Raw genomic sequence first — 22,893 nt, forward strand, 5'->3', positions numbered from 1 at the left:
CGTATCCCCCTTAATTTAATCCCATGCCAGCATGGCTTCCGAAGTGTTAATCCCTAAATAATGGCACATTAACGGTGCCAAATACAGCTGTGATATTGCCCATGTCTGATCCGGCATTAAGGAAGGCGAAGGCAACTCTCCGAACACATAGAGCGGAACATTCCGTTCTTCAGGCTCGGTTCCTCCATGATGACCCATCGCATTCATCCCATGATCGGACGTGACAACCACTTGATACCCCTGTGATCTCCACAGAGGAACCAAGGTGGCCAGTATTCCGTCTGTAACACGTACAGAACCGGCATATTCCTTGCTTTCACCCCCGTGCTTATGGCCCATGTCGTCGATATTCATAGAATGAATATATAAAAAATGTGGATCGTACGTCGATCTTAAATGTTCAGCATCTATAAACAGGTGGCTGTCAGGATAGTGATCCTCGAAATAGAACATACCATGCTGGATCGGCCTGCTGTCATCATGCTGATGGCGGTCTACGACAGGGTTAAACGGAGCGCTGTTATAAAGCTCGCTTACCCAATGATACGCAGCAGCAGCAGTCCTTAATCCGGCTTCGCGCGCGAGATGGAACACGCTCTGTTCGTGGCTTAACCGCGCAATATGGTTTGCCGTAATCCCGTTTCTCGCCACATGCGTGCCGGTTAGCAGTACTTCGTACAGCGGACGCGAGAGACTCGGTAACTGGGATTGCACCCGGTAACAGTTCACCTCACCCTGCTCAACAAGATGCTCCATATATCCCAAATACTTGCGGGCGGCATCGTATCTTAATCCATCCAATACAACTACGATAAGTTTGGCTTCTCCTTGCAACATCCTTAATCCCCTCTTTTCTTGGCTTCAATCCAGCGGATACGGCAGCTTCTAAGCCCTTGCAACCATTCCTTAGGCGGGGCAATATCACTAACGACGGTATGAACCCTGTTCATCGGCACAATTTCAATGAATCCTTCTTTATCCAGCTTGGAGCCATCGGCCAATACGATGGTCTGGGAAGCTGCATCTATCATCCTGCGCGACATCCCAGTCTCGTTCGGATCATAGTCGCTGATGCCCCGTTCCAAGGACATGCCTCCAACAGAAATAAATGCCTTATCCACACGGAATTGGGAGAGAACTTGCTCACCAAGCGACCCGGACATGGATTGCTGCTCCGGATTCAATTCGCCTCCGACCACATAAATCTTCCCTGAGAACCTCCCGCTGTTCAAGGATTCCATTAAATGATAAGCAACGGCAAGCGAGTTGGTCAGAATCGTCAAACGCTCACGTCCTTGTATAGCCTTAGCCAGCTCAAGCGTTGTCGTCCCTACATCTACCGCAATGGTATCACCGGATTCAATAAGTTCCGCAGCCATGCGCCCGATCCGCCCCTTCTCTTCCGCATTCACCATTTGGCGCTGCAAATAGGGAGGCTCGAAGCTAGTCATTTTCGTCAGAACCGCTCCCCGTATACCCGCTTGACAAGGCCTTCCTTCTCCAGCAGTACAAGGTCACGTCGAACCGTCTCCTCTGAAACAGTAAAATAGGTCGACAACTCAGGAACCTTTACCTGACCCTGCTGCTTCAATTGCTCGATAATCACTCTCTTACGTTGTTCAGATGAAATGGACAAATATTTTATGCTCCTTCCTTCTCTAGCTGCAACAGTTGAGCATGATCCAGGGCAAGATTCACGGGACTCTGCTCTCGAATTCTCAAGGATCGGCCATCATTGAGTGCGTCTACTATTAACCTTACTCCGGCGGCATCAATGGCATAACGGATAATATTACCGAGAATGGACACCGAATGGATAGTACCCTCCACGATTTGCTTACCTTCACGCGATGCCTCGCTTAATAAGTCCGAACTCACCAATAGCAACGCTTCCGGTCGAATGGCGAAGCTATCTGCGTCACCATTCACCTTTCCGAATAATCGCATTACCTCGGGACGAGTCAACACGTTATAGCTTCCCATAAACTGCGCGACAAACTCTGTGCGTGGAATCGCATACAGCTCTTCCGGAGTCCCCTGCTGAACGATGCTTCCCTTATTCATCAGGCATACCCGATCAGATAAAGTTAACGCCTCCTCTTGGTCATGGGTCACAAAGATCGTCGTTATATTAAATTTCTTCTGAATTTCACGGATCTCCGAGCGCAGGTTTTTTCGAATTCTCGCATCCAAAGCACTAAGTGGCTCATCCAACAGAAGAACCTTAGGCTGAACTGCAAGTGAACGTGCAAGGGCGACGCGCTGCTGTTGACCTCCCGATAACTGTTGAGGATATGCATTCCGTTTTTCTCCAAGATCAATAAGCTCCAGCAATTCAGCGGATCTCTTACGTCTTGCTTCCTTGGAAGCTCCTCTCATTTTCATCCCATACTCTATATTTTCGCTGACCGACAAATTCGGAAACAGGGCATAGGATTGGAATACCATGCCGATCTCGCGGCTCCGGGGCGGCAGGTTCACGATGTCCTTGCTATCGAGTAAAATATGTCCGCCATCCAGGTCCGTCAGGCCGGCAATACAGCGCAGCAGCGTACTTTTTCCGCAACCGGATGGACCAAGCAGCGTAACGAGTTCTCCCTCACGAATATCCAAATTCACATCATTAAGCACCGTGGTATCCCCGAATTGCTTGCGGATACCTTCAAGTTTCAAATATGGTTTCATCCTGATATCCCCTTATTCACTTTTTTGCCCAGCTTCATTAGGATCATAGACAGCACTAGAATAATCAGAAAGTAGGAAATCGCAATGGCGCTAGCCAAATGTCCGCTTTCGTTGACCCTTTGATACAAATAAACCTGGATGGTCTGAATATGCCCACCAACTAATATGTTCGTTAGAACGAATTCACCAAACAATACAGAGAAGGATAACAAGGTAGACGTAATAATCCCTGGCCAAATATTTGGCACAATTACGGTTACGAAAGCTTTCCATCGACTGGCCCCTAACATTTCAGCCGAATTAACCAGTTCAACCGCAGATACAGTTAACAGACTGTTGCGAATCCCTTGGTACATGTAAGGCAATATAATAATGAAATACGCGCCGATCAAAATATACGCTGTACCTGAAATAGGAATTGGTCCCGAGGAATAGGCCCGAATCAGCCCTACTGCTGCAACGACACCGGGTACAGCATAAGGAAGGACAACGATTCCTTTCATGAACTTTTCCAGTTTAGGTAGATAAACAGTAATAATAAACACTGCTGGCAGCATAACGGCGAGGCTCAGCGCTACACTAATGATGCATAGATATAGAGATGTCCATAGGGCTTCTATAAACCTAACGTCCCGAAACATCTCTTTGAACCAGGCCAGCGTCCAGCTCTCCGGGAGGATCGTTGCCTGCCACTCCTTCGCGAATGCATAAATCAACGTGGCAAGCAAAGGAAGAAGCAAATAAACCATCAAGAGAAGCATTAGTGAACGGTGGCCCCAGCCCGCCTTCTTTCTATGGGTCTCCATTACAGTTCCTCCTTCACCGCCGAGGACTTCAGCTTGGGAAATATCCGTAGGCTCCTTGTATTCTTAGAGGTAAAGCCGGTTTGGAGCATCTTTGAACGCTGTGTCATTTTATGATTCAGATATACTGCTAGTAGCGTCGAGAAAGCCAGTATAACTGCGAGTGCATTGCCTAGCTGTGGCTCATTGACCACATCCCCCGCGACCAATGATCCTATCCGAACTGCAAGTAAATTGTAATTCCCTCCAACCAAGGCATAGGCTGTTGCATATGCCCCCATCCCGTTAGCGAACAGAATTCCCAACGTACCGAAAACAGCAGGCGTCAAAATAGGTAGTCCAATCGTTCTCCAAAACTGCCATTTGCTTGCACCTAACAGGGAAGCCGCCTCCTTCCATTGCTCCCGAATCCCGTAAAAGGAAGGATACAATAGCAATAAAGCAAGAGGTATCTGAAAGTACACATAGACCAGAACAAGTCCTGTCCAGCTATATAAATTGAAATCGGCGAACACGCTCCAGCCCCACTGCTTAAAGAGCAACGTAAACACCCCATTGCTGCCAAGCAGAATAATATAAGCGAACGCAAGCGGAACACCAGCAAAATTCAATGTCATATTAGACAGCATCAACAACCGATCCCGTATCTTTGGCGAGAAACGCGTAATCGAATAAGCACAAATCAGTCCGACTGCAATACCAATCACACTTGAGAAAATGGAAATCAGCAAACTATTCTTAATGGCTTTCAAATAAAAATCGCTATGGATAATCCTCGAATAATAATCAAACGTAAGACCCGAACCTTTCCCTTGAATAATACTTCCTGTCACCATCGACAGGATTGGAGCTAACTGAAACAGGACGATCATCACTACAAAAGGAACTAACCCTAGTAAAAACCATCGATTCCTACTCTTCACGCCCTCACTCTCCTTCTTGTAAAGGGGCGCCGTCCGTCTAATGACGAAGACGCTCCACCCTTAGGCTTACTCATTAATTCATATGAACAAGTACACGTTCTTGCCAGAGCTGCGGAAGAGTCTTCGCGGTTTCTTCCCATACTTTGTAATCGTTAACCGGCTTCACGTTGGCATAGGCTTCTGCAGGCAGTAGCTTGGCGGCTACCTCTTCAGGAAGCTGTACGCTGTCACGGATCGGTCTCGCATAACCTTTAGCCAGGTTAATCTGGCCTTCGTCGCTTAAAATATATTCACGGGCAAGCTTGGCGGCATTCGGATGTGGAGCATATTTGTTGATAATCGTTGAATAACCACTTACAACGCTGCCCTCTTTAGGAATAGCTACGCTGAATTTATCCGCACCCAATTGATCCTTATAGTTGAGAGCGTTAAAGTCCCATAACAACGTAACTTGAACCTCGCCCTTCTCTATGTTAGCCAGTGAAGCTTCTGCATTGGACAGACGCCCTTTCTTCGCAAGCTCTTCAAAGTAAGCTATTCCCGGCTCAATGTTCGATTCGTCGCCACCATAAGCTATTGCTGCCGCTAATACAGCCATTTGCGCTTGCGCTGCTTTCGTTACATCGCCAACAATGATTTTATAGTCGCCGTTCTTGAGATCCTCCCAGCTTTGCGGTGCCGATTGAACAAGCTGTGTATTCGTAAAGATTGAGATAGAGCCCTGGTAGCCGACCAGCCAGTGGCCATCGCTATCCTTAGCCCAGTCCGGAATTTCATCCCAATAGGAGGTTTTATAGGGCTGAGTGACCCCCTTATCAACCGCTACCGATCCGAAGGCAATACCTACGTCACCGATGTCGGCAGTAGGCTTGTCCTTCTCCGCCTCAAATTTGGCGATTTCCTCCGCACTCGACATATCTGTATCTGTGTGTGTAAGAGAATATTTGCTCTTAAGATCCTCCCATGTACCCTTCCAGTTCGCCCAAGAGTCTGGCATACCAACGCTTACGACAGAGCCGTCTTCCTTCGCCTTAGCTTCCAGGTCAGTTACTGAAATTTCTTCCGTTGCAGGAGTAGCGCTCGCATTTCCACTTGTAGTTGCTTCTTTGCTGTCTGAACTTCCACAAGCTGCCAGCATCAAAACAAATAAGCTTAGAACAAGACCCATTGCTAATTCTTTCCTTAACCAAAGTTTCATGTTTTTATCGCACTCCCTGTGAATTAGTGTGGGTTCATGATATATTCTCGTTGTTTTCAACCCTCTTAAAGTATAGAAAGTGACTATTTGCGCGGGATTAACTGAAAGGTTCAAATTTATTAATTGCCGGTAAAAGTAGCTGGTTTTGTATTGGTAGCATAAAAGGAGTGTTAAAAGAGGGGCATTAGGTGTTAAAACCACAACATTAAACTAGTCATTTAAGTCAAGTTTGTTGATTAACCACTGAATGGTATAAAAAGAGCCGCCAACCCGGTAATGTTTGTACCTCTACAAACTCAACCGAAAGGTGACGACTCCACTGCCAACATATACGCGCATCTGAACTATAGGCCAAGATTTCATCGTCCCAAGTGATAAGCAAGCCTTAATTTATTGAACATATAAAAAAGGTTTCCAAGCTGTCCGAGTGGACAGATCAGAAACCTGTTATGGTTGATATGATGCGGTCGAGAGGACTCGAACCTCCACGGGGGGTTAGCCCACACGGACCTGAACCGTGCGCGTCTGCCAATTCCGCCACGACCGCGTATTATTATGTCTCGCAGATCATCTTGTGTGTTCCGCAGCGACAAGATATATAATATCACGCCTAAAATATGGAGTCAACAATTTTTTATTGTTTTATGTTTGATCTGCCAAACCCATCTGCTTCGTATTCGTCAAGTATTTATTCGTTATATTATAATAGCTTTTCTCCGTGAAAGACAGTTTTGCACGAACGATCTCTTGAACGCCGGAAAGTCTTCATATCAAGAGACAATCGATCCCCATCTCACTCTAACGGTTGCTATCGAGGTTAAATCGTTGTTTTTGTTATGTTTAAACCTTTAACGGTTACTACGGTTCAACCCCCTAAGTTTGGACACTTTCCACATCATGCTTAGGAAATCACATCATAATGCAATATTCTTTGGGTTAATCAGGCCTGTGGTCACTAAACGCAAATATTCCTTGGGCGACCAATCGTAAAGACTACCGTGGATGCGTTCTGTATTGTAGTAACGAATAAACCGGTCGACCTCTACAAAAGCCTCTTCGTAGGTTTCAAAGCAATTCCGCTGGTAACATTCTTGCTCTACAATACTGTGGTAAGACTCAATAAAAGCATTCTTGTTTGGCGTTTGGTTGGGGATCCTTTCGTGCTCTACGCCTACTTGCTCACAAAAGGCATGGAACGCTTTGCTAATGAATTGCGGCCCATTATCCGTTCGAATCACTAGCTTGTGCTCTTGTTCATGGATTCTACGCTTAAACAGCGCTTTCTGGACTGTACGTAAAATGTCTCCTGTGCTACAAACCTTTCCGCGGTGATGAGCGACAATGCTCCGGTCAAACACGTCAATGATACTGGCCAGGTAAAAATGTCGGCGCTTGCCGGCTACGTAACCATACTTAATGTCCATTTGCCACAGCTGGTTTGGTCCATTCACAATACGGTTATTAGCAAGTTTTCTGGGTACGGGATTCCTCAACTCTCGTTGTGGATGGAGAATCCCCATTTCTTTACAGAGGCGGTAGGTCTTCTTTTTGTTAATAATTAGCCTGTATTTTCGCCGTAACAACGTCGTTAGTTTCCGGTAGCCGAAGGCGGCGTTAGGGCCTTGAATCAAACGTCTGAGGCTCTCCTTAATGCGAGCATCTCCTACTTTCTTTCCATCTTTGTCATAGGAGAAGCCTGGTATAGGTCGACCGCTGCTAATAGGCTGCTGGCGCTCAGGATGCTTTAACCGATAGTAATAACTTGAACGCGGAACTCTACATAGAAGGAGAACCTTTTGAACAGGATACCCTTGCTGAATCCAGTGGATAGCTACTTCCAATCGGGATACTTTTTTTTACCAAGTCCCGCAGAATGCTGTTCTCAAGCTCTTTTTCTCCTAGTAGTTTCATAGCACCGTCGTATTTCTTCTGCAGTTCCTTGTAATTAGCTGCATCCTGTTTCATTTTTTCCGCATCGTTTTGCTTCTTTGTCATAAGATCACCCACCTCATCCTGATACTGGCGAACCCATTGGCTTAACGTTCTAGGAGACATTCCATACTTCCGGGCTACCATCTCCGTTCGATACCCGGAAAGCACCTCTACCACAAGCTCCTTCTTCGTCTCATTGGGGCACCTAAATCGTCTTTTCATGGACTAACTCCTCACTTATTTTAGTGTATCTGAGGTGGATTAGAGTGTCCAATCGGATTAGGGGGCTAAATAGACTACAGAGGTTATTTCGGGATTTCACCGAAAATACTACTGATATTTCTTGAATAACGTGTATGACAACCGTTAGACATATAAAACAATCGTTTTGTTATGATTAGCCGTTATGGCAACCGTTACAATCTAAATTGCGTCATCATTCAGCCGCTGAATTCAAGATTTGATGACGAGTTACTTCTTGATTCACTTCGTGTTAGATATAGAATTTATACGTTATCAGCAGAGCTGATGAAATTCTATATCGCAAGAAAACCTACCGCTGAATTCGCGGTCGCTCATCCGTTAATTAGCCTCGATTGGTTTTCTTATCAAAAGCGGACTGTTGAACAACCTCTAATTGCAACTGCATGTAAATCCCATTGTTATTTCTCATCACCTTGGATATAATAAGAACATAAGTTCGCATTTGAGGAGAAGGTGTTCATATGGCCGTGCCCGGTATACTTGAAGAAGAGCTTGCCTTAATCAAGAGCGCTCTGCTATTAAAGTTCGTGCGCCATGTATTCCAGCGGGACGCAAGGATTCTTGAGCAGAGCGGAGTATTGAAAAGTCCTGAAATCTATGTAGAGATGATCCAGGGCGGAGAACAACGAGCCGCACTAGTATTATCCGAGATACAGACTGAATTCCGCAAACGTAAGATTAAACTGTATCAGATCCGGCAGGACGAGAACGGAATCTGGGCCGATTATACCTGCCGCGGATATCGCGGTGAGATGAGGATCCTATGGTCCGGATTGCGCCATGAGATCAACTCCCGCATGCGGGCCTATCTCGGAGGAGATGCTCTCAAGAGAAACCGCCTGCAACCGAATAGACGCGCTGCCTCTGACTCCTGATTTCACTGCCGTACTCAACACAAATACAACTATCCCAGGATACGGGCCGCTCTAGACACTCATCCAGGATAGTTGTATTATCATCAGCGATCTAGTCGCAGTCATTCAATATAGATTGCCCAATATCCCATCTATTCGTCGAACGAAGGCCGGGGCTCCTTAGCTGATTGAATCAAATAATTGCGATCCAGCTTGACCACATTCCGGTTCGGCCTGCGGACAAGCACATGTGTGTCATCCCAAGCTACAATAATTCCCCTGACATCGTTCTCCCGAATCCCATCTCTCACCACGCGTACCTTCTCCCCGGACAACCGATACTCATTCAACTGCTCATCTGTAATCATCTTATCTATTCACTCCCCTCTTCACTCCAATATACCCCATATAAGCCGAATAAATTATATTTCAGATGAAAGCCATTCGAGTGAACGTTTTGTCCAACTATGAAATACTTCAAAAAAAGACCCCGCATCAGCTTGCGGAGTCCTCTATCCTTATTAACGTTGTGCATGTTCCTTACTGCCATCAAACCAGAAGTCAAGCACTTTCGCGGACATTACTCTTTGCTCCAGATACCCCACCTGCTGCGAGCTGAATTCCTCTTTCCATGGCATGTCAAGTTCTTCGCACAATTCAACAATCGTTAGCAGCTTCGACCATGCCACATAGCGTTTATACCAGAAGAACTGCGGATGCTCAAGCATGTAGGGATAAAGGTCATCAAATTCTGTATGCTTACAATCGAGAGCCCGTTCAAAAGCAACCTTGGCTTCGGATAATTTCGTAATGAAAAACTCTGTAGGAACTACCGAATCTTTTCCCATCTTATAAGCCTCCTCTCCCTAGTAATCCTCATTATAACGAAAAAACAGAAAGCTGGAAAGGAGTCAAGAAGAAATTGGATTAGCTATATTTCATCAGCGAAAATGACCTGACCATTCTCCAGAGACTTGATCTTGGCCAACGTCTCCAGACGGATTCCCTGTTCGCGAAGCGACTGTGCTCCGGATTGGAAGCATTTCTCTACAACGATTCCCGCACCAACAAGCTTCGCACCGGAACGTTCAATAATTTTGATCAAACCCTTAGCCGCGTCGCCATTTGCAATAATATCATCTATGAACAATATCCGATCCTGCTCTGAAATCAGATCTCGGGATATCAAAATATCGGACACGATACCCTTTGTGAAGGAAGGAACCCGTTCCTGAAGCATATCCGCTTCCTCCAGCAGTGTCTTCTTGCGGCGTGCAAATACAAGCGGCACACCCAATGCATACGCCGTTGCGAAAGCGATCGAAATGCCTGAGGATTCCACCGTCACGACGCGGGTTACTCCTTCATCGCGAAAACGCTCAGCGAATTCCCGGCCAAGCTCCATCATAAGCTCCGGGTCAACCTGATGGTTCAGCAGCTTGTCCAGCTTCAGCACTTCCTCCGAGACGATCACGCCATCCTCGATGATCCTTTGTCTTAATTTATCCATCCTATTCTTCCTCCCGAGTTATAGTGTGTGTTCAAAAAGGCCAGTTTTCAGCACCGACCTCTTATAGCAATTAATTTCATTTTTCAGTTTGAGTCATGTCCTCTTGAAAAACAACATACCTTGTACTATATATAGCACACCCAGCAGGAGGAAGGCCATGAAAAATGCCGTCAAAATTTTGCAGATTGCATTCACCTATATTGGTACCGTTGTCGGCGCCGGGTTTGCAACCGGGCAAGAGATACTGCAGTTTTTTACCCGTTACGGCAAATTGGGGATTTTAACGATTCTGTTAGCGACGGTTCTGTTTATATGGCTTGGCACGAAGATGATGCTGCTGGCCAGCAAAATCAAAGCCGTATCCTACGAGGACCTCAATCGCAAGCTGTTCGGCGAGAAATTCGGACAAGCTCTTAGCCTATTCACGCTCATCGTCCTACTCGGAGTCAATAGTGTTATGCTAGCTGGTGCCGGATCCGTATTTAACGAGCATCTGGGCCTCAACTATCAGATTGGCCTCTGGATCACGCTGATCAGCACCTATTTGCTGCTGGGTAGAGGAATTGACGGAATTATGAAGCTCAATTCCATCGTCGTTCCGATGATGATCATTCTTTCTCTGGCTATTATTATCAATACAGCAGGCTCTCCGGGCGCAACCCGATTCTTAACTCTAGATACTGACACCGACATATTCTCCGCTTGGGCTTCTCCACTCATGTACACCGCCTTCAATCTATCAATGGCCCAAGCCGTGCTCGTCCCGATCGGCAGCCATACGAGCGACCGCCGAACCATCATATGGGCGGTGTTCTTGGTGGCTCCGGCGTCGGCTTTATGCTTATGGCAGGCCATTTTGCTTTATCCGCGAATATGCCGGGAATTGCCCAGTTTGAAATCCCGATGGGCAGCATTGCCCAGCAGTTGGGGAGCATCATCCAGCTCATCTATATCCTGCTGATCTTCATGGAGATCTTCAGCACCTTCGTATCCGATATATACGGTGTCACCCTGCAGCTCAGACAACGAATTAATGTGTCTCCGCGGGTGCTCTCCGTCACAATTCTATGTCTGTGCTATGTCACCAGCCAATTCGGCTTTAGTACATTGCTATCCATCCTATATCCAATGTTCGGAATATTCAGCTTGCTGTGGGCGGTGATGCTGGCAACCTACAATTCCAAGCGCAAATCAATCCGAAAATGAACCTGAATGTATATACAGTTAGACACGGTCTTCCCCACTATACTAAAAATCCACCTTGCCCATATAGGGCACAGGTGGATGAGTTTGACTAACTTCTTCTTACTACCGAAATTCTGTTATTGATACTCCAAATATAACTTCTTCAATTCATATACAACCCGATTCATCGAATAATGCTGCTTGGCATGATCTAGCCGGTACGGGCCAATTCATAACGGAAGGCCGGGTCGATGATTACATGTTCTAATGCATCAGCTAACGCCGAGGCATCCTCTACCGGCACCAGAAGACCATTCGAGCCGTTCTCAATCTGCTCAGAGATGCCTCCGACATCGGTTCCCACCAACGCCAGACTGCAAAGCGCTGCTTCAGCGAATACCGAGCCGAATGCTTCCGCACGAGACGGCAATACGAATACGTCAAAGAAAGGCACAAATTCTTCAGGATGCAGAGTATATCCATAGAAGATTGTCTCATTATATATGCCTAGTTCCTTGGCCAAATCCTCAAGCTCCTTACGAATCGGACCGTCACCGATAATATGCAGGACATAGTTCAATCCCCGATCCTTAAGCTCCTTACATGCCCGGAGGAGAATATCCAGTCCCTTAGCCGGGACAAGCCGGCACACAGTAACAAGCTGAGTCACCTCATTCTCATGAGGTACAGGCTTGAAACGCCGCTCATCAAATCCATTCGGAATGACACCGATCTGTTCCGGATGATCCACATAGTCCGCTAGATAGCTCTTGAAGGATTGAGATACGGTAAACAACCGATCTGTACGCGATTCAAGTTCTCCATACAAAGAGGTCAAGAATCGCTGTTCAGGGCCATCCGGATTGATACGTCCGTTCAGCAGCAGTTCCCGCTCATAACTCGAATGTATACTTTGTAGAACTGGCGTCCCCGGAAAGACTTCCTTCATCGCCAGCCCGGCAATCGGATGATGCGCATGAATCAAATTATAAGGCTTATTCAAGCGCAGCTTCGTCCACCATATATAGTCCTGATAGGTTTGTATATATTTTTGCACGATCGGGCTGTCCTCATATTCATGCCAATCAAATGTATGGAACTGGACAGGCTCATGCCCTTTATTTCTGATTCGTTTAGGTAATGAAAATAATTCCATCTCCCAATGGGGAGAATTAAAACGTTCCTGTAAATAAGGTATCATCGATGACACGCCCCCAGGCTGCTCTGGAGGAAAAAACAATGCTTGTAGCAGTTTCATTAGGGTTCTCCTTTTCTCTCTAGCGCATAACCTTATTATGCCATAGGTAGAGCGGAACATCCATTCCCCTTTTTTTATCTAAAACATCAATATCCGGCAATACTCACCACTAAAAGGCTTTTGAACAGATCCATTCGGTGTGGTAAACTGCGAAAGGAATAATATTTGATCGAAAAGGAGTAACAAATATGTCAGACCGATCCCTGCCTGCAGATTACAAGGAACAGGTCATTCACATACTGGGACAAGAAGAGGCCAACGCCTTTCTAGACAGTTATGAACAGCCCCGAACTTATGGACTACGTATAAATCAACTAAAATTGAAATCTGATGAAGCCATAAATGTTATGATTCAAGCCTTCAAGCTAAGCCCCGTACCTTGGTGCAGCACAGGCTATTATTATGAGGAAGATACCCGTCCCGGCAAACATCCCTACCATATGGCAGGACTTTACTACATTCAAGAGCCATCCGCCATGTCTGCCGTAGAACTGCTTGATCCACAGCCGGGAGAGACCATACTGGACCTCGCAGCAGCTCCAGGTGGCAAAACGACGCAAATTGCGGCAAAAATGAACGGGCAGGGCCTGTTGATTAGCAATGAAATCCACCCACAGCGGGCCAAAATATTAGCCGAGAACGTGGAGCGAATGGGCATTCGTGGAGCGATCGTCACCCAGGCCACACCGCCCGAGCTATCGGTGCGATTCCCCCTAGCCTTTGACCGGATTATGCTCGACGCTCCTTGTTCCGGTGAAGGCATGTTCCGAAAAGACCCATCTGCGATCGATGAGTGGTCGCCAGCTTCAGTAGCACTCTGTGCAAGTCGGCAGTGGGACATCCTTCGGGATGCCATCGCCATGCTGAAGCCAGGCGGTGTACTCGCTTACTCCACCTGCACCTTCAATCGATCAGAAAATGAAGAAATGATCGCGCGGGTGCTGAACGAATATCCTTATATGCGCCTTAAAGTCGAAAAAGAGTCTGGCCTCATCTGCAGCAAGGCGAAGGGCATTATGTCGCTGTGCTGGAGCGGGACAAACAGACTGAAGAGCAAACTGGTCTTAATAGTAATAAGGAGACAAGAACCAATAAGAAACGAGGAAAATCGTCACGATCCGGACGTGAAACCAGTAAAGATCTTCTAAACGCCTGGGAAGCCTTCAACAGTTGGGCCAAGCTTGATTTACCAGGCTTCCAAGCAGACGGAGGAATACCTGTCTTATTCGGAGAAGCGCTATATCTTCTACCTCGCAGCGAGGAGCTAACCGTAACTATGGAGCAGTTATCCGGGATTAAGGTTCCCGTGCCAGTCTCCACCTCGGAGACTACCGCAAAGGTCGCTTCGTACCGGCGCACGCATTGGCGATGTCTTCCGGTCTAGATAGCGCAGCTCGAATATGGACTTTGGAGGCTGATTCACTCGAGCTTGCCGCTTACCTACGTGGAGAAACCTTAAATACAGCGGCAGAGCTACGCGGCTGGGTCATCGTGGCTGTCAAATGCGCAACCGATAGCTATCCGCTTGGATGGGGCAAAGCAAGCGATGGTCAGCTGAAGAATCATCTACCCAAAGGCCTCCGTCTTATGCATTAGTTTATCGCTAAAATGGCATCGTCAAGACGATCAGCATTCCCAATGGCAAACCCCTGTTTTAGGTTAATCGTGATAAGAGTCCATACCATCTTAACTCGATAACATAAAATACCGTATCCCGTGATGAACGGGAACAAGTAAAGGCCAAGGGAGGAATCACGATGGGCGAAGTGTATGGCGGTGGTTTGTGGACTTCGACAGGTGTCATTCTTGTACTGTTCATCCTACTCGTTATCATCACACGTGCATTTTTCATCTAATGCGATAACTAAGACAAAGAGCGGAGAACCTTACGGTTCACCGCTCTTTCTTTAATCAGTACGAATTCTACAGGCAGTACTTCTGCAATGCGAGCTTAACGCCTTCCTCATTATTGGAAGCTGTCATAACATCAGCCACATCCTTGACTTCCTGTGGCGAATTATCCATGGCGATACCCAAACCAGCATACTCCAACATGGTCAGGTCATTATAATAATTGCCGATGGCTAGTACATTTTCCGCCGGTATTCCGCGCATCTCCGCTAAATGCTTCAGCGCCGCGCCCTTAGAGGATTCCTTATGCATCAGATCAATGAAATAATCTCCACTGCGCAGTACGTTGAATTCATGTGTCCAAGTACTCCAATCCTCCATAATCTTGTCCATAACCGGAGTAAGACCGGAGAGAGTCATCTTCACAAAAGGATCATCCGCAGGACGCTCCATTAAATCCTTCGGCTCGATCAAAAATTTACGGTACATATCCAGCGCTTCCTGATCAAGCCCTGCTGCTCCTTTTACATATAATTCAAAGGTTGTATTTAGATCATAGTGAATCTGGTTCTGCTCACAATATTTGATGTAGGGATCCAATCCCTCGCTACGCAGCTCGAAATGGTGAATAACTTTACTATCCTTGACGCTGACTGTAGCTGCGCCATTATGTGTAATCGCGTATCCATCCAAACCCATCTGCTCCATATAAGGAATGCAGCTCATTGGAGCACGTCCGGTACAAAGCACTAGCTCCGTCCCTTGCGCAGCAATCTGCTTGATCACTTCAATGGTTCCCGGCGTCAGAACGTGATCATCCGTCAGAAGTGTCCCATCCACATCCAGAGCTATCAATTTATATTTCATCTCTCTCCACTCCCTTTTTTTATATGTAGTTCAAAAAGTCGGTACTCTTTGAACACTTTTTGAACTCTAATCTCATCTATTTCTTAAGATTCGTCAACGCCTCCAGCTCGGCTTCCGTTAATTCACGGAATGAGCCTAACGGGAGAGAAGCATCCAGAGTCAGTGATCCCATCGACAACCTTTTTAAATAGGTCACTTTGGAACCGACTGACTCGAACATTCGTTTTACCTGATGGAACTTCCCCTCAGAGATCGTCAGAGAGATTTGCGATTTCACTGTACCATCGTCGTATTCTCCATATTCCAATATCTCGAGCTGTGCTGGCATCGTTACATAACCATCATCCAGCTCCACTCCTACCTGAAACTGGGCGATCTCCGCTTCACCTATACGTCCGATACAATCGGCCAAATAAATCTTTGGCACATGCTTGCGCGGAGATAGTAGATCATGAGCCAGTCCACCGTCATTCGTCAGTAGCAGAAGGCCTTCCGTATCTTTATCCAATCTTCCAACCGGAAAAGGTGCAAATACTTTATACTCATCCGGCAGCAGGTCGATGACTGTCCGATCCCTTAAATCCTCAGTGGCGGAAATGACGCCCTGCGGTTTGTGCAGCATCAAATATATAAATTTGCGATATACGACACGCTCTCCGTCGACCTCAATTATATCAAGCTCAGGATCAGCCTGCACGCCGCTATCCTTTACGATTGAACCGTTCAATGTAATCCGGCCCTGTTTCACTATTTTCTTCAAATCCGAGCGTGATCCATACCCTAGATTGCCGAGAATTTTATCAATTCTCTGCGTCTTCTTGCCTGTTCCCATAACGTTTACGTCCACCTCCATCCGGCAGGATATTCATTCTTGAGAATTCCGTCGATCCACTTGCCCCAACCTAATGGGAAGCCCTCGGCTATGACTAATACGAACCCCTTCGGGCCTGATTCTTCTCTATAACTAAGGCGGGACTGCGGAATTTCCAGTGTCTCGCCCTTCAAATATCTTACGGCTTCCCCGTCCTGGACCGACAGGTCCAATACCCGAGAAGCTTCACCAGATTTAAGCGCGGTTGCTAGCTGATGTGCAGGCGTGAAGCGCCCATTCTTGACCGAACCGATATACCAGCCCGATCGAACCGTCCTCAGTCCGTTCAGCCTCTCTTTGGGCAACGGAGAAATGTATAGATTTGTCCCGTATAGCATGACCTCACCGGTAGGCTGCAGTCGAAGCTGCTCATCTCTGAAATGCTCCCATCCCGCCAGCAGTTCACTATCATTCGTCGCTGGCTTACTCGGTGTACGAGCCCCTTTGGCGCGACCTTGTGGCCGTATTTTCCCTTTCTTCATAAAAACGGCATGATCCGCAGAATGTGAATCATGACTGTTAGGCACATGCTGAGCCAAATCCAGTGATGGATCGACTGGCCCCTGATGTTGGAGTATAGCCAAAAAATGGCCTTCCCCATCGACCTGATGCGGCCATAATCGTCCGCAATAGCCTGTCTTGGCAGCCGCCTCCGCTGTGAACCCTTGACTTGTGGTCAAGTCTGCCAAACCTTCCGCCTGAACGAGCCAATCGGCTCGTCCAGGCGCAAAGCCCCCATCTCCGGGCAACGGTATAACTTCATAATCTTTATACTCCTGAAGGAATCCTGCGATAATCGCTTCATTCTCCTCCGGCGAGAAGGTGCAGGTTGAATATACGATCCTCCCGCCAGGCGATAGCATTCTGGCAGCGGTATGCAGAATATCATGCTGCATATTCGTATATTGCTCAAGCGAACGCTTCTCCCACTGTCTGGCCATTTCTTCATCCTTACGGAACATTCCTTCGCCAGAGCAAGGCGCATCAATCAGAATGCGGTTGAAAAACTGTGGAAATCGATCCGCAATCCGCTCAGGCGTCTCATTCAAGACGATTGCGTTACGGACACCGTTTAACTCAATATTTTTGGCCAACGCCTTGGTCCGTTCTGCGCTAATATCATTCGTTATCAGAAGACCTTGACCACTCAGCTTGCCAGCAATCTGCGTCGATTTGCCTCCAGGAGCTGCGCATAGATCAAGTACACGATCCCCGGATGAACATCCAGCACCTCAACCGGGGCCATCGCGCTCGGTTCTTGTATATAATATAATCCCGCATGATAATATGGATGCTTGCCTGGTTTCAGACTTTCTTCCACATAGAAACCTGTCTTACACCACGGAATAGGCTTAAGTTCGAACGGAGATATTGCGCGGAAAGATTCTACATCGATTTTAAGCGTATTTATGCGAATACCGGCATAACGCAGCTTCTCATAAGAAGCTAGAAATTCTTCATATTCATCCCCAAGTAGTTGCTGCATTTTTGTCGTAAAAGCGACTGGTAATTGTAACCCCATGCTATACCTTCCATCTATATAGACTTGTGAAATCAAAAAGCAAAACTATTGTACCACAAGCCCTTTGCTTTTCGCGAAAGGAAGTTATAAGCATGAATTACATTCATTTATGTAAAAAACCGCTCTCGCTATTGCAAGAGCGGCTAATCTCTTCATTATAAACCAGATCTATTCATCTGAATCAGGCTTGATCAGGCTTGATCAGCCTTGCTGCCGTTGTTCATGCTTGGATCCCCGCATTGGACGCTGCCTCTGCGGAATATTGGGAGAAATATGAGCAGAAGCCTGCTCCACAGCCTCCCGCAGTTCAGGATCTATGATATCAATCGTCAGATCATAATAGGTGAACGGACTGTGCTCGTAAGCTTCCAGCTTGGCCGCATACAGTGCAGCTTCACTGCGCAGCTTTCCCAGATCAATACCCAGGCAATCCATCGGATAAGACTTGAGACGCTCCTCCGCGGAATGCAGCATTTTTCTAGCTCCAATCACGTTCCCGTAGCGAAAGTGGAATAATCCCACAGCAACCTGAAGCAAGCCTTTATAGAGCGGATCGCTCCCCTGCGCCAGCCACAATTCCTCCATCACTTCATGACACTCGAAATAATCCCTATCACGATTAAAATAGACCAAGAACGCCAAGTACAACGGCTCATTCTTCATTCGCAGATTCCTCGGTTTTCGTCTTGCAACGATGGATCATCGCCTTCACTTCGTCGAGCAACACCTTCATTCCTTCCATATCCCGCGCTTCCCATAGCTCATTAAAGCGCTCTTGAGCCGCAATCGCTTCCGACACCAAATGGAAGAAGTACAAGCGATGAATCGCCGTGAGTACGGAGGAGACGATATTAGCATCATCCTCGAAACTTTTCTGAGCGTCGAGAATCTCTTGACGGATACTGGACATCTCATTATCCAGGATAACCGCCGCCTCAGCCGTCTTTTTCAGCCGGACACGCATCTCTTCGGGCAGCATCTGACGATACTTGTAATTCAATGAATGTTCAATCGTGGCCCAGAAATTCATGGCCAAAGTTCTGATCTGAATTTCGGCCAGCACATTCTTCTGTCCAAGCGAAGTCTGCACCGGATATTCCACGATCATATGGAAGCTACGGTAGCCGCTCTCTTTATAATTTGTAATATAGTCTTTCTCGTAAAGAACCGTCAGGTCTTTACGCTTCCTGATATATTCCGCCACCCGACGGATGTCCTCTACGAACTGGCACATAATCCGGATACCGGCGATATCTTCAATCCCCGTCTCCAGATTGTCCATCGGCACGTTCAGTCGCTTCGCTTTATCGAGAATACTGGAAATCTTCTTAACCCGGCCCGTAACGAATTCAATCGGAGCATACTCTTCGATTTTCTTCAGTTCGGACCGCATTGTCTTGAACTTAACCTTCAACTCTTCAACAGCTTGTTCATATGGAAGCAAAAATGTTCCCCAATCTCTACTATCCATTGTTGTGCCTCCTATCTTCAGTAGCCCTTTAACGGTGATCAGCACCTACCGCTTCGGATATATGGGAGAATCCATCTCTCCGCAGTAGTTCTCTCAAGCCTCGATGCAGCTTGCGGTTGATCTCAGGGCCTTCATAAATCAGCGCCGTATAAATCTCTACCAGGCTCGCGCCTGCGCGAATCTTCTCATAAGCATCTTCCGCAGTAAATATCCCACCCGATCCGATGATCGGCAATTTACCCCGGTTTGGAGGTAAGCACGGGACACCACTTCCGTTGATCTGGCCCGCAGCGGCTTACCGCTTAAGCCCCGGTCTCCTTCGCATTGCCATGCGCCAGGCCGTCTCGGGATATCGTCGTATTGGTTGCAATTAGACCCGATACACCACTATTTTGGATCGTATCGATCATGAATTCCAATTCCTCATCGCTGACATCAGGAGCGATCTTCACCAGAACTGATTTTCTAGTTCCATAACGCTTCGCCTGTACGTCCATCTCATCTGTCACGGCCTTCAATAAGGAAGCTAGTTCGCTCCCATGCTGCAGATTACGCAAGTTTGGCGTATTTGGTGAACTAATATTGACGACAAAGAAGTCCGCCTGCGGATACAATATCGAGATACATTTCTCATAATCCGTGTGTGCTTCTTCATTCGGCGTCAACTTGTTCTTACCGATATTGACTGCCACCGGGATCCGCCGTAATTTGAGCGCGGCAAGTCTCCCGCCATATCCTCTGCACCACGATTATTAAACCCCATACGATTAATCAATGCTTCGTCCGGAGGAAGCCTGAACAATCTCGGCTGTTCATTGCCGGGCTGCCCTTTTGGGGTTACTGTCCCCACTTCCATAAAGCCAAATCCAATCGAGGAAAACCCTTCTACCGCTTCGGCATTCTTATCAAGTCCGGCAGCCAGTCCTATAGGCGAGGGAAAATGAACCCCAAATAAATCAGTAGCAAGCTCCGGAACTTCTGGTACACCGTACATTCCGCGAACAACGGGAATCATTCCTGGTACTTTCGCTGCTTTATGTAAACTACCGATCACCAGATGATGCGCTGCCTCTGGGTCCAGCTTGAAAAATAATGGTTTTCCTAAATTACGGTACAACACGTTTTTGCTTCACTCCGATCATTCGCCCTAGCGCTAACTTTATCTCCTTATCCAGTTTAGCCGTTTCTGCGAGAAAAGAAAAGGTAAGAGTTCCAAGTGAGGGGGACAATAAGCCTGTGGAATTTTAGAGAAAATGCCTATAATTGCGTAACCAATTATAGACTTTTTGAACAACCTCTATAAAATATAGAGTGTATACTCTTTTAAGATGAAAAGAGAGGGGAATTATCAATGTCCAATAAACGCAAACCGCCTACACTGCAGCAGAAAAAGGACGAAGTAAACAAGAAGGCACTCATCTGGGCAGGTTCGGTAACCGGGGTGCTCATCTTGTTCGTAATCATCGTCCTAGTACTAACCAAGCTTTAAAATACCAGTTCAAAAAGTTCGGTTTTATCACTTCTTATCAAAAGCGAACTTTTTGAACAGCCTTATAGCAACCAATGATAAGTACGATGGGGATTCGTCTGGTCTTGACCGCGTTTCAGAACGAATCGCTCCTTAGGCACGCTCTCAAGCTGTGGAAGAATCCCCTTGCCGATCTGCACTTTGGCTCCACGCGGAATCATATCAAACAGTTCCTCAACATCCTTCTTCAACATTCGGATACAGCCATGCGATTCATCCTTGCCTATGCTATCCGGATCATTTGTCCCATGTATCGCATAATTCGTATCCGACAATTGCATGCCACGGCTGCCGAACTCTCCGTTATCCTTGCCGTTCGGATTGATGACCTTGTCGGAGACTTTGTAAGTTCCTTCCGGGGTCTTATTACCGCCAAGTCCGACTTTATAGCTTCTTAATATAATGTTCCCACTTGCCACCGCCAATAGATGTGTATCCTTATCTATGACGATACGTAGCGGTTCCTTGAAGAACAGGGCTTCGCCCTCTTGGCCTCCACTGGTCAGACGATCCCCGCCTCCCGCTGGTTGTTCTGCATCATCATTCTTCTGTGATTTACTGCCAGCCTCCTGTTGAATCACCAGTACGCGCTTAAATTCATGTCTCATCAATGGATTGCTTCCAGCCAGCCAATTATCTGGAAACGATTGAGCTAATTGATCCAGACTCTCCGGCCAGGTACCCTTCTGCTCCTTATAAGTACGAACCGCTGTAGAGAACCGCCAGCGTCTCCTGCCTTTCGATCCATGCCTTGCCTTCCTTCTGTAGCTTGGTCGCATCCGGCGGAGTACACTGACAAGCCTTCGGATCATATGATTGCACCTTCATAACGCCATCTTGCGGGCTTTTGTCCAGTTCATATACAACCGGCATATTCTTGGTCCAGATAAGCCATTTTGCCTTCTGCTTCATTCCGAGTACAACTACCTTTGAAGCCGGCGTCTCCAGCTTATCGCCATACAGATCCTCTAGCGACTTATACGGATTATCGGCATTACTCTGGTAAGCGCTCGCTGTGAACTCCGTCCCCATGCTCTCACCTAGACCGCCAGCGCCCAGCTCTCTCTCGCCCTCTGGCCACATTGCTTCACTTCCCGAATTCGGATCTTGAACAGCAAGTCCCAGATCATATGCGATCAAATCTGAATCATCCTGAGTAGGGAGATCCACAGCAAATTGTCCCGGTGCATAGGCAGACGATAAATTAAGCAGCAGCAAGAACACGAGCACAATGCCAACTTTACGAAATAATCCCTTGCGCTTCTCTTTCTGTCTCGCTTCCTCAAGCAGCTTATCCTGATATTCCTTCCATAGATCCGCTGGAACCTTGGTTGCCTCGAAGGCTTCATAGACGCTACCCGCCTGTATATAGCAATATTGGGCCTTTCCTTCCTGCCCAGAGCTCTCATATTCCTTACCCAGTAAATACCAGGCCATTTTATTATCTGGGTGATTCTTCACATAAGTCTTCAGGTGAGCCGTATTATTCATGGCTATCCTCCGATATATTAGAGGTTGTTCAAACAGACCACTTTTGATCACGATGCAACTAAGGAAGTAATCTCGGCATTGAATCTTGAATTCAGCCGGGTCCTTCGGTGCTGAAAACCGGTCTTTTTGAATTCTACTTTAATTTTCTACTATATATATCGGCATAAGCTTTGATTTTCCTCTATGTATCGAAAGAAAACAGTCTATCGTCCTATTTTTACTGAAGACAGAACTAGATCTATGGGTATACTTACAGGCACCTTTTCTACTAATAAAATAAGCCCAAAAATGCAAACAAGAACCTCCCCTTCCATCAGGAAAGAGAGGTTCTCACTATGAATAGGGATGACTTTGCTCAATCCATCTACTGATTTATGAGCAGATAACCCCTGTCTTATGATGCTATTAATAGCCGTTGTCTACCGCTAATTAACCTTCCATATTAAACGGTGCATCCGCTACTTTGATGGAGTCCGTAGGGCATCCATCACAAGCGTCTTGAAGGTCATCATGCAGGTCTTCCGGAATTTCAGTTACACCACGATTGCCATCACCTTCGTAGATAACTTCGGCCAAGCCTTCATCATCATAATCATAAATATCTGGTGCCGTCGCGCCGCAAGCGCCGCAAGCGATGCAAGTATCCTTCTCAACCCAAGTAAATTTCGCCATTTTTTCTG

24 protein-coding genes, 1 tRNA gene and 4 pseudogenes are annotated in these 22,893 nt (G+C 46.8%); 5 read left to right on the forward strand and 24 right to left on the reverse strand.

Features of this window, described 5'->3' with window-relative positions:
* Window positions 1-15: 15 nt before the first annotated feature.
* From RE628_RS18435 to RE628_RS18480, 10 genes are all read right to left on the reverse strand, one after another.
* Window positions 16-837: an alkaline phosphatase family protein gene (locus tag RE628_RS18435; RefSeq protein ID WP_309154435.1), complete on the reverse strand. Its 822-nt coding sequence runs from the start codon at window positions 835-837 to the stop codon at window positions 16-18.
* Between the two features lie 2 nt (window positions 838-839).
* Complete coding sequence (locus tag RE628_RS18440) at window positions 840-1,451, reverse strand: DeoR/GlpR family DNA-binding transcription regulator (protein WP_309154436.1); 612 nt, start codon at window positions 1,449-1,451, stop codon at window positions 840-842.
* A gap of 5 nt (window positions 1,452-1,456) precedes the next feature.
* On the reverse strand, window positions 1,457-1,636 hold the full coding sequence (locus tag RE628_RS18445) for a DeoR family transcriptional regulator (RefSeq protein ID WP_309154437.1): 180 nt from the start codon (window positions 1,634-1,636) through the stop codon (window positions 1,457-1,459).
* Between the two features lie 5 nt (window positions 1,637-1,641).
* Window positions 1,642-2,685 carry an ABC transporter ATP-binding protein gene (locus RE628_RS18450; protein ID WP_309154438.1) on the reverse strand — a complete coding sequence of 348 codons (1,044 nt, stop codon included), beginning with the start codon at window positions 2,683-2,685 and terminating at the stop codon, window positions 1,642-1,644.
* Entirely contained in the window at window positions 2,682-3,491 is an 810-nt protein-coding gene (locus RE628_RS18455) for an ABC transporter permease (RefSeq protein WP_309154439.1), read from the reverse strand. The genes RE628_RS18450 and RE628_RS18455 overlap by 4 nt, the downstream gene beginning before the upstream one ends.
* Window positions 3,491-4,411, reverse strand: a complete 921-nt coding sequence (locus RE628_RS18460; protein ID WP_309154440.1) for an ABC transporter permease — start codon at window positions 4,409-4,411, stop codon at window positions 3,491-3,493. Before RE628_RS18460 ends, RE628_RS18455 begins: the two co-directional genes overlap by 1 nt.
* Before the next feature lie 73 nt (window positions 4,412-4,484).
* The gene (locus RE628_RS18465) at window positions 4,485-5,609 is read right to left on the reverse strand and encodes an ABC transporter substrate-binding protein (RefSeq protein ID WP_309154441.1); all 1,125 of its coding nucleotides are present in this window, start codon (window positions 5,607-5,609) and stop codon (window positions 4,485-4,487) included.
* 462 nt (window positions 5,610-6,071) lie between these two features.
* Window positions 6,072-6,156: transfer RNA gene (locus RE628_RS18470), tRNA-Leu, on the reverse strand.
* Window positions 6,157-6,523: 367 nt separating this feature from the next.
* Window positions 6,524-7,450, reverse strand: a complete 927-nt coding sequence (locus RE628_RS18475; RefSeq protein WP_309154442.1) for an IS3 family transposase — start codon at window positions 7,448-7,450, stop codon at window positions 6,524-6,526.
* The gene (locus tag RE628_RS18480) at window positions 7,386-7,763 is read right to left on the reverse strand and encodes a transposase (protein WP_309154443.1); all 378 of its coding nucleotides are present in this window, start codon (window positions 7,761-7,763) and stop codon (window positions 7,386-7,388) included. Before RE628_RS18480 ends, RE628_RS18475 begins: the two co-directional genes overlap by 65 nt.
* A gap of 503 nt (window positions 7,764-8,266) precedes the next feature.
* On the opposite strand from RE628_RS18480, the gene RE628_RS18485 reads away from it, so the two are divergent.
* Entirely contained in the window at window positions 8,267-8,680 is a 414-nt protein-coding gene (locus RE628_RS18485; protein WP_309154444.1) for a YhjD family protein, read from the forward strand.
* A 131-nt stretch (window positions 8,681-8,811) separates the two neighbouring features.
* On the opposite strand, the gene RE628_RS18490 is transcribed toward RE628_RS18485, so the two are convergent.
* The 3 genes from RE628_RS18490 to RE628_RS18500 all read right to left on the reverse strand — a co-directional run bounded on the left by RE628_RS18490 (window position 8,812) and on the right by RE628_RS18500 (window position 10,169).
* Window positions 8,812-9,027 (reverse strand): hypothetical protein, encoded by a 216-nt coding sequence (locus tag RE628_RS18490; RefSeq protein WP_309154445.1) that lies wholly within the window; start codon window positions 9,025-9,027, stop codon window positions 8,812-8,814.
* 153 nt (window positions 9,028-9,180) lie between these two features.
* Window positions 9,181-9,507 (reverse strand): hypothetical protein, encoded by a 327-nt coding sequence (locus tag RE628_RS18495; RefSeq protein WP_309154446.1) that lies wholly within the window; start codon window positions 9,505-9,507, stop codon window positions 9,181-9,183.
* 83 nt (window positions 9,508-9,590) lie between these two features.
* Window positions 9,591-10,169: a xanthine phosphoribosyltransferase gene (locus RE628_RS18500; protein ID WP_309154447.1), complete on the reverse strand. Its 579-nt coding sequence runs from the start codon at window positions 10,167-10,169 to the stop codon at window positions 9,591-9,593.
* 157 nt (window positions 10,170-10,326) lie between these two features.
* Here RE628_RS18500 and RE628_RS18505 point away from each other — a divergent pair.
* Window positions 10,327-11,375, forward strand: a pseudogene (locus RE628_RS18505) (hypothetical protein).
* Between the two features lie 116 nt (window positions 11,376-11,491).
* Here the strand turns inward: RE628_RS18505 and RE628_RS18510 are convergent.
* Window positions 11,492-12,612 (reverse strand): annotated as a pseudogene (locus RE628_RS18510) (glycosyltransferase family 4 protein).
* 188 nt (window positions 12,613-12,800) lie between these two features.
* Between RE628_RS18510 and RE628_RS18515 the strand changes: the two are divergent.
* Both RE628_RS18515 and RE628_RS18520 read left to right on the forward strand, forming a co-directional pair.
* Window positions 12,801-14,208, forward strand: a pseudogene (locus RE628_RS18515) (RsmB/NOP family class I SAM-dependent RNA methyltransferase).
* Window positions 14,209-14,369: 161 nt separating this feature from the next.
* On the forward strand, window positions 14,370-14,468 hold the full coding sequence (locus RE628_RS18520) for a YjcZ family sporulation protein (protein WP_218653025.1): 99 nt from the start codon (window positions 14,370-14,372) through the stop codon (window positions 14,466-14,468).
* Window positions 14,469-14,535: 67 nt separating this feature from the next.
* Here the strand turns inward: RE628_RS18520 and RE628_RS18525 are convergent, their stop codons facing one another.
* From RE628_RS18525 to RE628_RS18550, 7 genes and pseudogenes are all read right to left on the reverse strand, one after another.
* Window positions 14,536-15,330, reverse strand: a complete 795-nt coding sequence (locus tag RE628_RS18525; RefSeq protein ID WP_309154448.1) for a Cof-type HAD-IIB family hydrolase — start codon at window positions 15,328-15,330, stop codon at window positions 14,536-14,538.
* 76 nt (window positions 15,331-15,406) lie between these two features.
* A complete protein-coding gene (locus RE628_RS18530) occupies window positions 15,407-16,162 on the reverse strand; it encodes a pseudouridine synthase (protein ID WP_375143123.1) in 756 nt (251 codons plus the stop codon).
* Window positions 16,163-16,167: 5 nt separating this feature from the next.
* Window positions 16,168-17,364 (reverse strand): RsmF rRNA methyltransferase first C-terminal domain-containing protein, encoded by a 1,197-nt coding sequence (locus tag RE628_RS18535; protein WP_375143124.1) that lies wholly within the window; start codon window positions 17,362-17,364, stop codon window positions 16,168-16,170.
* The gene (locus tag RE628_RS29700) at window positions 17,349-17,723 is read right to left on the reverse strand and encodes a hypothetical protein (RefSeq protein WP_375142931.1); all 375 of its coding nucleotides are present in this window, start codon (window positions 17,721-17,723) and stop codon (window positions 17,349-17,351) included. Before RE628_RS29700 ends, RE628_RS18535 begins: the two co-directional genes overlap by 16 nt.
* 201 nt (window positions 17,724-17,924) lie before the next feature.
* A complete protein-coding gene (locus RE628_RS18540; protein WP_309154450.1) occupies window positions 17,925-18,386 on the reverse strand; it encodes a DUF309 domain-containing protein in 462 nt (153 codons plus the stop codon).
* Window positions 18,376-19,194, reverse strand: a complete 819-nt coding sequence (locus RE628_RS18545; RefSeq protein WP_309154451.1) for a GTP diphosphokinase — start codon at window positions 19,192-19,194, stop codon at window positions 18,376-18,378. Before RE628_RS18545 ends, RE628_RS18540 begins: the two co-directional genes overlap by 11 nt.
* Window positions 19,195-19,222: 28 nt before the next feature.
* Window positions 19,223-20,314, reverse strand: a pseudogene (locus tag RE628_RS18550) (quinone-dependent dihydroorotate dehydrogenase).
* A gap of 231 nt (window positions 20,315-20,545) precedes the next feature.
* On the opposite strand from RE628_RS18550, the gene RE628_RS18555 reads away from it, so the two are divergent.
* On the forward strand, window positions 20,546-20,683 hold the full coding sequence (locus RE628_RS18555; protein ID WP_179015858.1) for a hypothetical protein: 138 nt from the start codon (window positions 20,546-20,548) through the stop codon (window positions 20,681-20,683).
* 62 nt (window positions 20,684-20,745) lie between these two features.
* Here the strand turns inward: RE628_RS18555 and RE628_RS18560 are convergent, their stop codons facing one another.
* From RE628_RS18560 to RE628_RS18570, 3 genes are all read right to left on the reverse strand, one after another.
* Window positions 20,746-21,501, reverse strand: coding sequence for a L,D-transpeptidase (locus tag RE628_RS18560; protein ID WP_309154452.1), 756 nt, complete (start codon window positions 21,499-21,501; stop codon window positions 20,746-20,748).
* The gene (locus tag RE628_RS18565; protein WP_309154453.1) at window positions 21,416-22,213 is read right to left on the reverse strand and encodes a hypothetical protein; all 798 of its coding nucleotides are present in this window, start codon (window positions 22,211-22,213) and stop codon (window positions 21,416-21,418) included. Before RE628_RS18565 ends, RE628_RS18560 begins: the two co-directional genes overlap by 86 nt.
* 429 nt (window positions 22,214-22,642) lie before the next feature.
* Window positions 22,643-22,885: a ferredoxin gene (locus RE628_RS18570; RefSeq protein WP_309154454.1), complete on the reverse strand. Its 243-nt coding sequence runs from the start codon at window positions 22,883-22,885 to the stop codon at window positions 22,643-22,645.
* Window positions 22,886-22,893 lie beyond the last annotated feature (8 nt).

This window comes from Paenibacillus sp. D2_2 (assembly GCF_031199965.1).
Lineage (GTDB): Bacteria > Bacillota > Bacilli > Paenibacillales > Paenibacillaceae > Fontibacillus.

Excerpts from the sequence above, each read along its gene's own strand:
- RE628_RS18435 (WP_309154435.1), bottom strand. The coding sequence starts at position 837 with ATGTTGCAAGGAGAAGCCAAACTTATCGTAGTTGTATTGGATGGATTA.
- RE628_RS18440 (WP_309154436.1), bottom strand. The coding sequence starts at position 1,451 with ATGACTAGCTTCGAGCCTCCCTATTTGCAGCGCCAAATGGTGAATGCG.
- RE628_RS18450 (WP_309154438.1), bottom strand. The coding sequence starts at position 2,685 with ATGAAACCATATTTGAAACTTGAAGGTATCCGCAAGCAATTCGGGGAT.
- RE628_RS18455 (WP_309154439.1), bottom strand. The coding sequence starts at position 3,491 with ATGGAGACCCATAGAAAGAAGGCGGGCTGGGGCCACCGTTCACTAATG.
- RE628_RS18465 (WP_309154441.1), bottom strand. The coding sequence starts at position 5,609 with ATGAAACTTTGGTTAAGGAAAGAATTAGCAATGGGTCTTGTTCTAAGC.
- RE628_RS18480 (WP_309154443.1), bottom strand. The coding sequence starts at position 7,763 with ATGAAAAGACGATTTAGGTGCCCCAATGAGACGAAGAAGGAGCTTGTG.
- RE628_RS18485 (WP_309154444.1), top strand. The coding sequence starts at position 8,267 with ATGGCCGTGCCCGGTATACTTGAAGAAGAGCTTGCCTTAATCAAGAGC.
- RE628_RS18490 (WP_309154445.1), bottom strand. The coding sequence starts at position 9,027 with ATGATTACAGATGAGCAGTTGAATGAGTATCGGTTGTCCGGGGAGAAG.
- RE628_RS18495 (WP_309154446.1), bottom strand. The coding sequence starts at position 9,507 with ATGGGAAAAGATTCGGTAGTTCCTACAGAGTTTTTCATTACGAAATTA.
- RE628_RS18500 (WP_309154447.1), bottom strand. The coding sequence starts at position 10,169 with ATGGATAAATTAAGACAAAGGATCATCGAGGATGGCGTGATCGTCTCG.
- RE628_RS18520 (WP_218653025.1), top strand. The coding sequence starts at position 14,370 with ATGGGCGAAGTGTATGGCGGTGGTTTGTGGACTTCGACAGGTGTCATT.
- RE628_RS18525 (WP_309154448.1), bottom strand. The coding sequence starts at position 15,330 with ATGAAATATAAATTGATAGCTCTGGATGTGGATGGGACACTTCTGACG.
- RE628_RS18530 (WP_375143123.1), bottom strand. The coding sequence starts at position 16,162 with ATGGGAACAGGCAAGAAGACGCAGAGAATTGATAAAATTCTCGGCAAT.
- RE628_RS29700 (WP_375142931.1), bottom strand. The coding sequence starts at position 17,723 with ATGGGGTTACAATTACCAGTCGCTTTTACGACAAAAATGCAGCAACTA.
- RE628_RS18540 (WP_309154450.1), bottom strand. The coding sequence starts at position 18,386 with ATGAAGAATGAGCCGTTGTACTTGGCGTTCTTGGTCTATTTTAATCGT.
- RE628_RS18545 (WP_309154451.1), bottom strand. The coding sequence starts at position 19,194 with ATGGATAGTAGAGATTGGGGAACATTTTTGCTTCCATATGAACAAGCT.
- RE628_RS18555 (WP_179015858.1), top strand. The coding sequence starts at position 20,546 with ATGTCCAATAAACGCAAACCGCCTACACTGCAGCAGAAAAAGGACGAA.
- RE628_RS18560 (WP_309154452.1), bottom strand. The coding sequence starts at position 21,501 with ATGCGACCAAGCTACAGAAGGAAGGCAAGGCATGGATCGAAAGGCAGG.
- RE628_RS18565 (WP_309154453.1), bottom strand. The coding sequence starts at position 22,213 with ATGAATAATACGGCTCACCTGAAGACTTATGTGAAGAATCACCCAGAT.
- RE628_RS18570 (WP_309154454.1), bottom strand. The coding sequence starts at position 22,885 with ATGGCGAAATTTACTTGGGTTGAGAAGGATACTTGCATCGCTTGCGGC.